Genomic DNA, 12,615 nt, shown 5'->3' with positions numbered 1-12,615 from the left:
CTTTCGGGAAAATTCATGAACCGGATGGGTTTTATTTTCCTACAACACAAGCCTGCCGCAAGTCCCCTGCCAGTCTTATCAAGGGGAAACGACCATGACCGACGATCTGAATCAGGGCCCGGGCGAATATGTCACGCGCGAATTGACCAGCGAAGGACCGCGCCGGATATCGCAATCCTATCGCGGCGGCGCATCCAGACGTGCCCGTGCGGTTACCGTGAACCTCAAGGAATCGCCGCTCGGCTGGCTGTATGCCCATGGCCATCTGACCGAGGGGCAATATGAAGCGGGCGAGCGGCTGCGCGCCGACTGGGAACGCGCGCAGCTTGCCCCGTCGATCACCATGCGCTGGGACGTGGTGCGGGTCAGCGGCACCAATCCCGATCGCGGGCTGGACCCGTCGGAACGGCAGATCGCGGCCAAGGCGCGGTTCGACAAGGCTGTCGCTGCGGCGGGGCCGGGCCTGAATGACATTCTGTGGCGCGTGGTCTGCGCGGGCGAGGCAGTGGGCATCGCAGAAAAGGCAATGGGCTGGCCGGTCCGCAGCGGCAAGCTGGTGCTGGGCCTTGCGCTGGACCGCGTGGCGGGATTTTACCGGATCGGTTGACGCCCGATCCAACCGGCTTGATCTTACGGGCCTCGCATGCAAGCTTCGGTTTCAGTTGAAACCGCCCAAAAGCGAGTCCTCTCCATGAAACCTGTTGCCTTGCACCGCCGCCAGTTCCTTGCCGGAACGGGCACCATTGCCCTTGCCTTTACGCTTCCCGCTGCGGCGCGGGCGCAGGGCGGTGCGGGCGACCAGCTGACCGCCACGATGGATCGCATCTTTTGGGGCGATATGCGGATCAGCCCGACATCGATGACGTCGATGGGGATCGACACCGGCGATAACGCATGGGCGCGCCATCATCTGGGCAAATTCGGCCGCGCCGGAATCGAGGAAGAGGAAGCCCATGCCGAGGCGATGCTGGCCCGTATCAAGGCGATCCCCACCGATGGCCTGTCCGAACAGCACAAGGTGCAGCACGCCGTGGTCGCCGACATGATGGAAAAGCGGCTTTGGGGTAAGCCCTATGGCATGGGCAGCGTCTATAGCCCCTATGTGCTGAGCCACATGGGCGGTTCGTACAGCGCGGTGCCCAGCTTCATGGATACCAAGCATCCGGTGGAAACGGCGGACGATGCCAATGCCTATCTGCAGCGCATGGTGCAATTTGCCGAAGGGCTGGACGCCGAAAGCGATTTGCAGCGCGAACAGGCGGCCAAGGGCTATCTGGCGCCCGCATGGTCGCTGGAAACCGCCATCGCGCAGATCACGGCCATGGCCGAAACCCCCGCCGCCGATACGCGGCTGGTGAAATCGCTGGCCGAACGGACCGCTGCCAAGGGTATTGCGGGCGAATGGGAAGCACAGGCCATCGCCATCATGGAGGGGCAGATCAAGCCTGCCTTGCTGCGTCAGGCAGCAATGCTGGAAGAGCTGAAACCGACCTCTGCCGCGGGCGACGGCATCTGGCGCGTGCCTGAAGGGGCGGAACTTTACCGCCTTGAGCTTGCCAATTCGACCACGACCGATTTGTCGGCAGAGGACATCCACCAGATCGGCCTGACGCAGGTGGCCGAATTGAGCGCGCAGCTGGCCGGAATGCTGGCCGAAGTCGGGTTGACCGACGGCACGGTGGGCGAGCGGCTGGCGCAGTTCAACGCGCGGCCCGACCAGCTTTACGCCAATTCGGCCGAGGGGCACGCGGCCATGCTCGCCGACCTGAACGCCAGCCTCGACGCGATGCAGGCAAAGCTGCCGCAGGCCTTCGCCACCCTGCCGACCCAGCCGGTCGAGATCCGCGCGGTGCCTGCCGAAATTCAGGACGGCGCCCCGCTGGGCTATTACGAACGGCCCTCGCTGGATGGGTCGCGCCCCGGTATTTATTACATCAACCTCAAACATACCGAGGACTGGCCGAAATACACGCTGCCCTCGCTCACCTATCACGAGGCGGTGCCCGGCCATCATCTGCACGGCAGCCTTGTCCAGCAGGCCGGCGACACGCCGATGCTGCTCAAGAACTATTACATTTCCGCCTATGGCGAGGGATGGGCGCTTTACGCCGAACAGCTTGCGGATGAGTTGGGCGGTTATGAAGGCATGGAAAAGGCCGGCGCGCTGCAAAGCTGGCTGTTCCGCGCCGCGCGTCTGGTGGTCGATACCGGCCTGCACCACAAGAAATGGACGGTGGAGCAGGCAACGCAATATTTCGTCGACACCGTCGGCTTTACCCGCACACGGTCAGAGGCGGAAGTGCGCCGATACTGCATGTGGCCGGGGCAGGCATGCAGCTACAAGATCGGCCAGAACAAATGGGTCGAACTGCGCGCCAGGGCCGAAAGCGAGCTGGGCGAGGCCTTTGACCTGCGCCAGTTCCACGAGCTGGTGAAGGAAGGCGTGATGCCGCTAAGCGTGCTGGAAGCGCGCGTCGACCGCTGGATCGCCGCGCAAAAGGCGTGACCGGGCATTTATTGTCGCACCAATAGATGGCCCCCGCGCATTCCGGTGCGCGGGGGCCATTGCATGTGAAAGGCGCGTAGCGGTCAGGCCGGTTCCGTCTGCCGCGCCATGGCCTGCACGTCGGCAGCCGTCAGGCAGTGGCCGCCGATGGCCCAGTCGCCCTGTTCGACTTCCATAACGCGAACCCATGTCACGCCGCGCAGCGCTTCGCCTTCGATGGCGACCATGGTGTCGGTCACCTTTTTGATCATGTCCTGCTTCTGCTCGGCAGTGAAAACATCCTTGATGACATCGATAGTTACGAGAGGCATGTCCAATTCCCTTTGAATTGTGGCAGGTCCCTATTGCCTGCCGATAAGAAGCGTATAGGCTTCTCTTCGCCGCGAAGCTTGAAGACGGTCTGGAGATTTCTTGGAGATTTGGTGAATTCGGCTCATTGTGGAGGCAATGATCTACCGGTTCGACGATTTCACGCTCGACGAAGCGAAATTCGTGCTGCTGAAAGGCGGCATTGCACTCGATGCCGAACCGCAGGTCCTCTCGCTCTTGATCTTGCTTGCCGGCAATGCCGACCGGCTGCTGACACGCGACGAGATTATCGAAAAAGTCTGGAACGGCAGGATCGTTTCCGATGCCGCGATCTCAAGCCGCATCAAGTCTGCACGGCGCCTGCTGGGTGATGACGGTCGGCAACAACGCTATATCGCCACGGTGCACGGCATCGGTTTCCGCTTTGCCGGACATGTCCGGGTCGAACTTCCCGCCACGCCACGACTGCCGGTTCAGCCGGACAACGCAGATGCCGGTCACGCGGAACCGCCGCCGCGGCATGCCCGCCCGTCGATAGCGGTTTTGCCCTTTACCCTGCGGGGCGACGGGCAAGGCTATGCGTCAATGGCAGACGCCCTGCCGCATGAAATGATCGCCGAACTCTCGCGGTTGCGCTGGCTGTTCGTCATTGCCCGCGGGTCGACATTCCGCTTTCGCGGCCAGCCTGCCGATGCGGTGCGCGTGGGGCAGGTGCTGGGCGTGCGCTATGCGCTGTCGGGCGAGGTGGAGATCGCGCGCGGGCGGCTTGGCGTGACCGTCGAGCTTGCCGATACCGAGGGCGGCGCGGTGATCTGGGGCGAGCGCTATGAGGAATCGCTGGACGCGGTCCACGATATCCGTTCGCGCATCGTGAAAAGCGTGATCGCTGCGCTGGAAGTGCGGATTTCCGCGCATGAGGCCCAACGCGCACGATTGATGGCGACCGACCGGCTCGACGCATGGGCGGCCTATCACCTCGGGCTGGAACAGATCTATCGCTACAACCGCAGCGACAACCTTGCTGCGCGGGCATTCTTCGAACGCGCGATCGCGCTCGATCCGGAATTCGCGCGGGCGCACGCCGGCCTTGCCTTTACGCGATTTCAGGAAGGCTTCATGCGGTATCGCGCCGATGTCGATGCGTCGCGTCATGCCGCGCGCGCGGCAGCGGAACGGGCGGTGGCACTCGATCCGCTGGATCCGTTCGTCAATCTGGTCATGGGACGGGTTCAGTGGATAGAGGGCGATCTCGACGGAAGCCTCGCATGGCTTGCGCGGTCGACCAAGCTCAGCCCCAATTACGCGCAGGCCGTCTATGTCAGCGGGCTGACGCAGACGCTGACCGGTGCCGCCGATCCGGCCATCGACAATCTGGACCTTGCGCTGGGGCTCAGCCCGCTCGACCCGCTGCGCTATGGCATGCTGTCCAGCCGCGGCATGGCGAATATACTGTCGGGCAATCTGGAAGAGGCGATCAGATGGTCCGAAATGGCCGTCCACTCGCCCGGGGCGCACAAGCATATCCCGCTTGTCGCCGCGGTCGCGCGCGATGTGGCGGGCGACCGGGAAAAGGCCGCGGGCTGGGTGGCGCGGGCGCGCAGCATGGACCCCGATATACGCGCCAGCGATTTCCTGAGGAGCTTTCCGTTCTCGTCCGGCGAGGGACGCCGGATATTCTCCGAGGCGCTGGCCCGCCATTCGCTTTAGAGGCAGGCCGCGCGCGCCTTATCCCTCCAGCGCCTCGACCTCTTCGGCCAGCGCCAGCCAGCGTTCTTCGGCGGCATCCTTTTCGCCGCGCAGCCGTTCCAGCCTGGCCGTCAGCGACGCGAATCTGTCGGGATCGGCGGTATAGAGGTCGGGATCGGCCAGCGCTTCCTCATTGGCTGCGATTTCGCCTTCCAGCTCCTCGATCCGCCCCGGCAGCAGATCGTAATCGCGCTGGTCCTTGTAACTCAGCTTGGTCTTTTTCTGCGGCGGGGGAGGGGGCGTGGCGGCGGCCTTCTTCGGCGCGGCGCGTTGCTGGCTGCGATCCTTGCGCTTGCGCTCCCAATCGGCATAGCCGCCCGCGATAATGTCCACCGTGCCGCTGCCGTCGAGGCCCAAAGTCACCGTCACCGTGCGGTCGAGGAAATCGCGGTCGTGGCTGACGATCAGCACCGTGCCGTCGTAATCCGCGATCACTTCCTGCAACAGGTCAAGCGTTTCGAGGTCGAGATCGTTGGTCGGCTCATCCAGCACCAGCAGGTTCGACGTGCGCGCAAACTCGCGGGCCAGCAACAGCCGCGACCGTTCGCCGCCCGATAATGTGCCGATCTTCGCCTCGACCAGACCCGGATCGAACAGGAATTCCTTCAGATAGCCCTGAATATGCTTGCGCACCCCGCGCACGTCGATCCAGTCGCCGCCCTCGGCCAGCACTTCGCGCACCGTTTTCTCGTCCGACAGCAGGCTGCGTTGCTGGTCGATCATCACGCCCGACAGCGTCTTGGCCAGCGTGACCTCTCCGCTGTCGGGCTGCAATTCGCCCGTCAGCATTTTCAGCAAGGTGGTCTTGCCCGCGCTATTGCCGCCGACGATGCCGATCCGGTCGCGGCGCTGGATCCGCAGCGAGAAATCCTTGATGACCGTGCGGTCCCCATAGGTTTTGGAGATGTGCTCGGCCGTGATGACGCTCTTGGTCTTGCTGTCATCGCTGGCTAGCGCCATTTTGGCCGTGCCCTGCGGGTTGATCATGGCGGCCCGCGCCGCGCGCATTTCCCACAATTTCTCAAGCCGGCCCTGATTGCGCTTGCGCCGCGCGGTCACCCCGCGCTCCAGCCAGTGCGCTTCCAGCTTCAGCCTGGCATCCAGCTTTTCGGCCGCGCGCGCTACTTCGGCATAGACCTGCTCTTCCCATGCCTCGTAACCGCCGAAACCCACATCCTTGCGCCGCAGCGCCCCGCGATCCAGCCAGATCGTCGCGCGGGTCAGGCGGGTCAGGAAGGTCCGGTCGTGGCTGATGGTGACAAAGGCGCCGGTATAGCGGTTCAGCCAGTCTTCCAGCCAGTCGATGGCCGACAGGTCGAGGTGGTTGGTCGGCTCGTCCAGCAACAGCACATCGGGTTCGCTGGCAAGCGCGCGGGCGATGGCAGCGCGGCGTTTTTCGCCGCCGCTCGCCGCCTTGGGATCGCGCGTCATGTCGATGCCGATCTGGCTGGCGATCGCTTCCACCGCGAACTGCTGCGGCGCATCGTCGCCGTGCAGCGCATAATCCATCAGCGTCTTGCAGCCGGTGAAGTCGGGCTCCTGCTCCAGCGTGACGACCCGCGTGCCCGGCACGATCACGCGCTTGCCGCGGTCCATCTCGATCTCGCCCGCGATGAGCTTCATCAGCGTGGTCTTGCCCGCGCCGTTCCGGCCGATCAGCGCCAGCCGGTCGCGCGGGGCGATATGCAGGTCGAGGTCGCGGAACAGCCAGCCGTCGTTCACGGTCAGGCCCCCCTGCTGCAGGCCAAGATTTTCAAGCGAGAGAACGGGAGGTTGTGCCATCGCCGCCGCCTAGTCCCGTAACCGGCCCCCTGCAAGCGTTCCCCGACAATGTTCGTGGCCAATGTTTGGGGCCAATGTTCGGGGCCAATGTTCGTGGCCAATGTTCGGGGCAACGTTCAAGGAACAGCCAGCATGGCTACGTATTGATAGGGACATGTGAAGAGGAGATCATTGTTCATGTCCCGAACCGCTTTCAAATCGCTGCTTGCCGTTCCCGCCATCGCCGTCATGGCCATGGGCGCGGGTGTCGGCGTGTCGGCCTTTCCCGGCACCGCGATGGCTGCCGACGTTGCCGTCGCGTCGCAGGGTCCCGTCGTCGAATTGCAGGTGATGCAGCAGGTCGCCGGAGACCCCGACAAGGCGACGGTCGGCGCAGGCGTCACCACGCGCGCCGCCACCGCACAGGCCGCGATGCAGCAGAATGCCGCCGAAATGGACAAGGTGCTGAAACGGCTGGATTCGCTGGGGATCGACCGCGATTACGTGCAGACCACCGGCATCCGGCTGAACCCGCAATATGATTACCGCAACGGCGAACAGCCGCGCTTTACGGGGTATGAGGCATCGAACACTGTCTCGGTCGAATTGCGCGATATCGATAAGGTTGGCGATGTGCTCGACGCGCTGGTGGCAGCGGGGGCGACCAACCTTAGCGGGCCCGAATGGGGCATCGTCGACGACAGCGGCGCCCGGGCACAGGCGCGCAAGGCGGCGTGGGAACAATCGCTGGCACAGGCGCGCGATTATGCGCGCATGACCGGATACCGCGATGTAAAGCTGCTGACCGTGTCGGAAAGCATGGGCTTTTCCGCGCCGGTGCAGGAACGCGCGCTGATGGTGCAGGCATCGGCCCCCGCGGCAAAGACGCCGACGCGGCCCGGTCAGGTATCGACGCAGGTCACGCTTTCGACAAGATTTGAACTCGTGAACTAATCGAATATGTTGCGTTCCGGTAACGGGGGCCGCTTTCAAATGCCGGAACGCAACATTCACGCCTTGTTCAATGGTCGGGGCTTAGGCAGTCTCTTGTCATGAGGCTGCTGTCCCCCCTTCGTCCCTTGTCCGGCATTGCGCTGTTCCGCCATGGTCTGGCGGCGCTGGCGCTGTGCGGCATGGTCGCCCCCGTGGCGGCGGTGCCCGCCATGGCGCAGGCCAAGGACGGGCAGAGCGAGGCGCGGCGCGAATTGCGGGCGGGCAATGTGCTGTCCCTGCGCCAGATCGAACGCAGCGTGGTGCCCCGCATGGGCGGCGCGCGCTATCTGGGGCCGGAATTCGACAGTGCGGCGATGATCTATCGGCTGAAATTCATGGAAGACGGCGGGCGCGTGGTGTTCGTCGACGTCGATGCCCGCACCGGCCGCGTGGTCGGGCGCAGCCGGTAATACAGCGGTCCATTCGCGAAACCGCCCGCATCTTGACCGATTCCCGCGCGGCCCCCATCTTTTCAGCTGAAAACCGGGCGCCGGATACGGGGCCCTATATAATCACGGCATAAGATAACCGGAGACTGCATGCGGATCCTGATCGTCGAGGACGAACCCACGCTGGGCAGCCAGCTTAAAAACACGCTGGAAGCCAATGGCTATGCCGTGGACCTGTCCACCGATGGCGAGGACGGGCATTTCCTCGGCTCGACCGAGGATTACGACGCGGTCGTGCTCGATCTGGGGCTGCCGGAAATCGACGGGCTGACCGTGCTGGGCATGTGGCGCAAGGAGGGGCGCAATTTCCCCGTTCTGGTGCTGACCGCGCGCGACAGCTGGTCCGACAAGGTGGCGGGTCTGGACGCGGGCGCCGACGATTACCTTGCCAAGCCCTTCCAGACCGAGGAGCTGATCGCCCGCCTGCGCGCGCTGATCCGCCGTTCGACCGGCAATGCCAGCAGCGAGCTGACGGCGGGCCCCGTGCGGCTGGACACGCGTTCGGGCCGCGTTACCCTTGCGGGGGAACCGGTGAAGCTGACCGCGCAGGAATACAAGCTGCTGTCCTATCTGATGCACCACAAGGGCAAGGTGGTCAGCCGGACCGAGCTGATCGAACATATCTACGATCAGGATTTCGACCGCGATTCCAACACGATCGAAGTGTTCGTCACGCGCATCCGCAAAAAGCTGGGCGCCGATGTCATCACCACCATCCGCGGCCTTGGCTATAGCCTCGACGATCCCGCCGAAGCGCCCCGCAGCTGACGCAGGCGGTGGCGGAGCTTTTCGAAGCCGCACCCCGCACCGGCCCTGACGAGGACAAGGCCGGCAGCACCGCTGCGCCCGCCAAGGGAGATGCGATCGCTGGCGGACATGACAGCAAATCGCTGCGTCCGCCCGCCCTGGCGCGGCTGAAGCTGAAAGGCGTGAAGCTGGGCGCGGGCCATACCGGCTCGCTCTCGCGCCGCATGATGCTGATCGCCTTTGCGTGGACGGCCTTCCTGCTGCTGGCGGGCGGCATCGCGCTGGATCGCGCGCTGACCGGCCTGATCACCCGCAATTTCGACGAACAGCTCGACTACATGCTGACCGCCATGGTCGCCTCTGCCGAAATCGGCCCGGACGGAGAGGTGTTCTTCTCGCGCCCGCTGGGCGACCAGCGCTTCCTTGAACCCAATAGCGGACTGTACTGGCAGATCACGGGCGAGGGGCACGAGGATTTTCCCTCGCGCAGCCTGTGGGACCGCACGCTGACGGTGCAGGAAGCCCGCCATGTCGAACCGCTGGTCTATGACAGCGCCCAGTTCGCGGGAGAGCCGCTGCGCATGATGCAGCGCCCGATCTTCCTGCCGGGCAGCGAGACGCAGTGGTGGTTCGTCGTCGCCGCCAGCCGCGAAGAGCTGGATGTGCAGATCGGGCGCATCCGGCACATCCTCGTCTATTCCTTTGCCGCATTGGCGGTGGGGCTGATTGCCATGGCGGCGCTGCAGATATGGCTGGGCCTGTCGCCTTTGCGCGGCGTTCGGCTGGCGATCCAGCATATCCGCATGACCGGCGCGTCGCGCGTGACCCAGCCGTTGCCGCTGGAAGTGCAGCCGATGGTGGAGGAGCTGAACGCGCTGCTCGCCCATTCGGAAAAGCAGGCAGAAGAAGCGCGCGCGCATGCCGGCAATCTGGCCCATGCGCTGAAAACCCCGCTGACCGTGCTGAACAATGCCGCCGCCGCCCATGCCGAGAACCTGCCCGAACTGGTCGAACGCGAGGTGGCGGCAATGCGGCGGCAGGTCGATCACCATCTGGCGCGCGCCCGCGCATTGGGCCGCCGCGCGGTCGGCCTGTCGCGCGCCGATGTCCACGCCTCGGCCGAGGCGGTGGAGCGGGCGGTGTCGCGCCTGTATCCGCATGTCCGCTTCGATCTCGACGGGCCGAAACCGGGCGCGCCGCAGCCGATGGTCGCGATCGAGCGGCAGGATCTTGACGAGATACTGGGCAATCTGATCGAGAATGCCGCGAAATATGGCGGGGGCAGCGTGTTCGTCACGCTGGATGCCGTGCCCGATGCGCCTTTATGCGAAATCTGGATCGAGGATGACGGCGCGGGCATCGATGCCGCCGACCGCGACAAGCTGTTCGCCCGCGGCGCGCGGCTGGACACCAACAAGCCCGGCACCGGCCTTGGCCTTGCCATCGTGCGCGACGTGGTCGAAATCTATGGCGGATCGGTCGCGCTGGACGAAAGCGAGGATCTGGGCGGATTGCTGGTGAAACTCAGCCTCCCCCGCGCAGCCGCGCCGCAATAACCGCTCGGGCTGCGCCGCAGCCATAGTCGCCGCGGGCAAAGTCGCCGCGTCCACTCAGTCGTATGCCACGCCCGCCAGACCCTGACCGCCATCGGCGATGAACGCGTCAATCCGCGCTTCCAGCACGGGCAGCGGCACCGAACCCAGCGACAGCACCACATCGTGAAACTTGCGAATATCGAAACGCGGGCCCAGCGCGTCCTCTGCCCGGGCCCGCACGCGGCGCAGGGTCAGCTCGCCCAGCTTGTAGGACAGCGCCTGCGCGGGCCAGCTGATATAGCGGTCGACTTCGGTCCCCACCTCGTGCCGTGACAGCGCAGTGCGCGCGGCAAGGTAGTCGATCGCCTTTTCGCGGTCCCAGCCATAGGCATGGATGCCCGTATCGATCACCAGCCGCGCAGCCCGCCACATCTCGTAACTCAGCCGCCCGAACCGCTCGTATGGCGTGCGATAGATGCCCATCTCCTCGCCCAGATATTCGGTATAAAGACCCCAGCCTTCACCGAACCCGCTGAAATACACATCGCGGCGGAACGCGGGCAGGGCGGGCTGTTCCAGCGCCACGCCTGCCTGAAAACTGTGGCCGGGACTGCATTCGTGCAGCGTGAGCGCGGGAATATTATACAGCGGGCGCGATGGCAGGTCATGCGTGTTCATCTGGCACGCATCCAGCCCGCCGCGCCCCGCGGTATAGAACGGCGCGATGGCAGGGGCGACCGGCCGGATCGCGAAGCGGTGGCGCGGTAGGAAGCCGAAATAATCGCCGATCCGCCCGTCCACCCGCTTTGCCACATAGGCAGACACGCCCATCAGCTCGTCGCCCGTGCGCGCGATAAATCGCGGATCGCTGCGCAGCGCTTCGTTGAATTCGGCGATGCTGCCCGAAAAGCCGACTTCCGCCATGATCGCGCGCATCTCGCCCTCGATCCGCGCCACTTCTGACAGGCCGGTCCGGTGGATCTGCTCCGCCGTCAGGTCAAGCGTGGTATAGGCCCTGATCTGCTGCGCATAGTATGCCTTGCCGTCAGGCAGGTCATAGGCGGCAAGGCCGGTGCGCGTATGCGGCAGGTAATCGTCGCGCAGGAACGCGAGCAGGCCGGTATAGGCAGGGACGATGCTGTCCGCGACGGCGGCCTCGGCCTCTGTCCGCAGCCTTGCCTGCTCGGCAGCGGGGATGCTGGCGGGCATCGTGTCGAACGCGGTCAGGAACGGATTGCCGCGAAGCTGCGTGTAAGGTTCGATTGAAACGTCGCGCCCTTCCAGCGACACGCGCGGCACGCTGAACCCGCGCGCAAGGCCGCGGCGCGCATTGGCGATATGTTCGGCAAAATAACGCGGCACATCGCGCATGCGGGCGATGTAATCCTCATATTCCCCGGCGCTGGCAAAGGGCGCGCCGGCGTTCAGATAGCTCCAGAAATTGCTGTCCGAATTGAACGGCATCTCATGGCTGCGGAATTTTGCATCGCCGATCCGCTCGTCAAGCAGGGCGCGGAACACGGCGGCATTGATCGTCCCGGCGGGCGACAGGCGCTGTGCATCGATGGCGTCCAGCGCCGCCAGCATCGCCCGCGCATGTTCCGCGCGCCGCGCCTCTGCCTCCGGCGTTACCGAGCGCAGCGCAGGCCCTGCCTCGCTGCGCCCGTCGGGCCGTGCAATCCGCCGGTCATCCTCCAGCCGCCATGCGTAATCGCCCTCGTACAGCGCGCGCAATTGCGCATCGGCACTGGCCTGTGCGGCAGGGGTCTGGCCCATGGCGGCGGCAGGGAGGGCTGTCGTGGCAACGGCGGCAGGGGCAGCGGCGCAAAGCGCTGCGGCGATAAGTCGGAAGGCGGGATTCATCTGTCGGCGTTAGCGCATCACCGGCACGCGGGGAAAGCCGCGATGCGCCATGCCGGACGGATCAGAACGAGAGCGGCCAGCGCAGCGACAGCCGCCCGTCCTGCTTGTCGGTCAGAAAGCGCGTGATCCGGATCAGCGCGGGACCGGCCAGCACGATATCGGGATTGATCCGCTCGCCATCGCCTTCGACCTGCAAATAGCCCGCCTGCCGCAATTCCTCGAGCGGGATGCCCAGTTCAAAGGCTTCGCAATCCAGCGCGGATGCAAGGTCGCGAACCGTGACCGCCGCCTCGCTCAGCCGTGCGAGATAGAGCATCAGCAGGATGCGAAGCGGCATATCGGCCACAAAGCGCTTGCCAAGGCAGCGGTCCCGCCAGGTGCACACGTCCAGCATAAAGCCCGCGCGGGCGGTCAGGTCGGACTTGCCGACGGTCCACGATTTTCGCGCATCGTCCAGCCCGATATGCTGGCCGGTCTCCTCGTCCGCCGTCTCTCCGGCTTCCAGCCTGTCGGCCCTTGCCAACATCTCGCCCGCCATCCGGCGAAGCTGGCTGGCGCGCAATGCCGGCGGAACATCGTCCTTGATACTGCCCAGATGTTGCAGATCGCTGTGTTCGAACACGCGTGCCTGCAGCGAATCGGGCTTCGGGGGCTTTCCACCAATCATAGGGCGACCTTCTTGCGAATTTACGGGGGAATGGTTGGT

The 12,615-nt window shown here is 64.9% G+C and carries 11 protein-coding genes; 7 read left to right on the top strand and 4 right to left on the bottom strand.

All coding sequences use genetic code 11. The annotated features are described in order from the left end of the window. Window positions 1-94: 94 nt before the first annotated feature. Window positions 95-607: a DUF6456 domain-containing protein gene (locus tag LOZ74_RS13520; RefSeq protein WP_230291596.1), complete on the top strand. Its 513-nt coding sequence runs from the start codon at window positions 95-97 to the stop codon at window positions 605-607. Window positions 608-691: 84 nt separating this feature from the next. Beyond that, window positions 692-2,506, top strand: coding sequence for a DUF885 family protein (locus LOZ74_RS13515; protein ID WP_230291595.1), 1,815 nt, complete (start codon window positions 692-694; stop codon window positions 2,504-2,506). A gap of 83 nt (window positions 2,507-2,589) precedes the next feature. On the opposite strand, the gene LOZ74_RS13510 is transcribed toward LOZ74_RS13515, so the two are convergent. Further along, entirely contained in the window at window positions 2,590-2,817 is a 228-nt protein-coding gene (locus LOZ74_RS13510) for a tautomerase family protein (protein WP_230291594.1), read from the bottom strand. Between the two features lie 136 nt (window positions 2,818-2,953). Here LOZ74_RS13510 and LOZ74_RS13505 point away from each other — a divergent pair, with 136 nt between their 5' ends. Then, entirely contained in the window at window positions 2,954-4,522 is a 1,569-nt protein-coding gene (locus LOZ74_RS13505) for a winged helix-turn-helix domain-containing protein (RefSeq protein ID WP_230293896.1), read from the top strand. An 18-nt stretch (window positions 4,523-4,540) separates the two neighbouring features. On the opposite strand, the gene LOZ74_RS13500 is transcribed toward LOZ74_RS13505, so the two are convergent. Then, a complete protein-coding gene (locus tag LOZ74_RS13500; protein WP_230291593.1) occupies window positions 4,541-6,343 on the bottom strand; it encodes an ABC-F family ATP-binding cassette domain-containing protein in 1,803 nt (600 codons plus the stop codon). Between the two features lie 177 nt (window positions 6,344-6,520). Here LOZ74_RS13500 and LOZ74_RS13495 point away from each other — a divergent pair, with 177 nt between their 5' ends. The 4 genes from LOZ74_RS13495 (at window position 6,521) to LOZ74_RS13480 (ending at window position 10,067) form a co-directional block, all read left to right on the top strand. Next, entirely contained in the window at window positions 6,521-7,276 is a 756-nt protein-coding gene (locus tag LOZ74_RS13495) for an SIMPL domain-containing protein (RefSeq protein ID WP_230291592.1), read from the top strand. 98 nt (window positions 7,277-7,374) lie between these two features. Next, window positions 7,375-7,725, top strand: a complete 351-nt coding sequence (locus tag LOZ74_RS13490; RefSeq protein ID WP_370638835.1) for a PepSY domain-containing protein — start codon at window positions 7,375-7,377, stop codon at window positions 7,723-7,725. A 129-nt stretch (window positions 7,726-7,854) separates the two neighbouring features. Continuing rightward, window positions 7,855-8,532, top strand: a complete 678-nt coding sequence (locus LOZ74_RS13485) for a response regulator transcription factor (protein ID WP_230280390.1) — start codon at window positions 7,855-7,857, stop codon at window positions 8,530-8,532. A gap of 203 nt (window positions 8,533-8,735) precedes the next feature. Continuing rightward, window positions 8,736-10,067 (top strand): ATP-binding protein, encoded by a 1,332-nt coding sequence (locus LOZ74_RS13480; protein ID WP_230293894.1) that lies wholly within the window; start codon window positions 8,736-8,738, stop codon window positions 10,065-10,067. 54 nt (window positions 10,068-10,121) lie between these two features. Here LOZ74_RS13480 and LOZ74_RS13475 read toward each other — a convergent pair whose 3' ends face one another. Then, complete coding sequence (locus tag LOZ74_RS13475; protein WP_230291591.1) at window positions 10,122-11,909, bottom strand: DUF885 family protein; 1,788 nt, start codon at window positions 11,907-11,909, stop codon at window positions 10,122-10,124. 61 nt (window positions 11,910-11,970) lie between these two features. After that, window positions 11,971-12,576: a hypothetical protein gene (locus LOZ74_RS13470; RefSeq protein WP_230291590.1), complete on the bottom strand. Its 606-nt coding sequence runs from the start codon at window positions 12,574-12,576 to the stop codon at window positions 11,971-11,973. Window positions 12,577-12,615: the final 39 nt, after the last annotated feature.

Source organism: Croceicoccus sp. Ery5 (assembly GCF_020985325.1).
Lineage (GTDB): Bacteria > Pseudomonadota > Alphaproteobacteria > Sphingomonadales > Sphingomonadaceae > Croceicoccus.
Note: the sequence above shows the minus strand (reverse complement) of the source record. Positions and strands in the feature narration are given on the sequence as shown.

Excerpts from the sequence above, each read along its gene's own strand:
- LOZ74_RS13520 (WP_230291596.1), top strand. The coding sequence starts at position 95 with ATGACCGACGATCTGAATCAGGGCCCGGGCGAATATGTCACGCGCGAA.
- LOZ74_RS13515 (WP_230291595.1), top strand. The coding sequence starts at position 692 with ATGAAACCTGTTGCCTTGCACCGCCGCCAGTTCCTTGCCGGAACGGGC.
- LOZ74_RS13510 (WP_230291594.1), bottom strand. The coding sequence starts at position 2,817 with ATGCCTCTCGTAACTATCGATGTCATCAAGGATGTTTTCACTGCCGAG.
- LOZ74_RS13505 (WP_230293896.1), top strand. The coding sequence starts at position 2,954 with ATGATCTACCGGTTCGACGATTTCACGCTCGACGAAGCGAAATTCGTG.
- LOZ74_RS13500 (WP_230291593.1), bottom strand. The coding sequence starts at position 6,343 with ATGGCACAACCTCCCGTTCTCTCGCTTGAAAATCTTGGCCTGCAGCAG.
- LOZ74_RS13495 (WP_230291592.1), top strand. The coding sequence starts at position 6,521 with ATGTCCCGAACCGCTTTCAAATCGCTGCTTGCCGTTCCCGCCATCGCC.
- LOZ74_RS13490 (WP_370638835.1), top strand. The coding sequence starts at position 7,375 with ATGAGGCTGCTGTCCCCCCTTCGTCCCTTGTCCGGCATTGCGCTGTTC.
- LOZ74_RS13485 (WP_230280390.1), top strand. The coding sequence starts at position 7,855 with ATGCGGATCCTGATCGTCGAGGACGAACCCACGCTGGGCAGCCAGCTT.
- LOZ74_RS13480 (WP_230293894.1), top strand. The coding sequence starts at position 8,736 with ATGATGCTGATCGCCTTTGCGTGGACGGCCTTCCTGCTGCTGGCGGGC.
- LOZ74_RS13475 (WP_230291591.1), bottom strand. The coding sequence starts at position 11,909 with ATGAATCCCGCCTTCCGACTTATCGCCGCAGCGCTTTGCGCCGCTGCC.
- LOZ74_RS13470 (WP_230291590.1), bottom strand. The coding sequence starts at position 12,576 with ATGATTGGTGGAAAGCCCCCGAAGCCCGATTCGCTGCAGGCACGCGTG.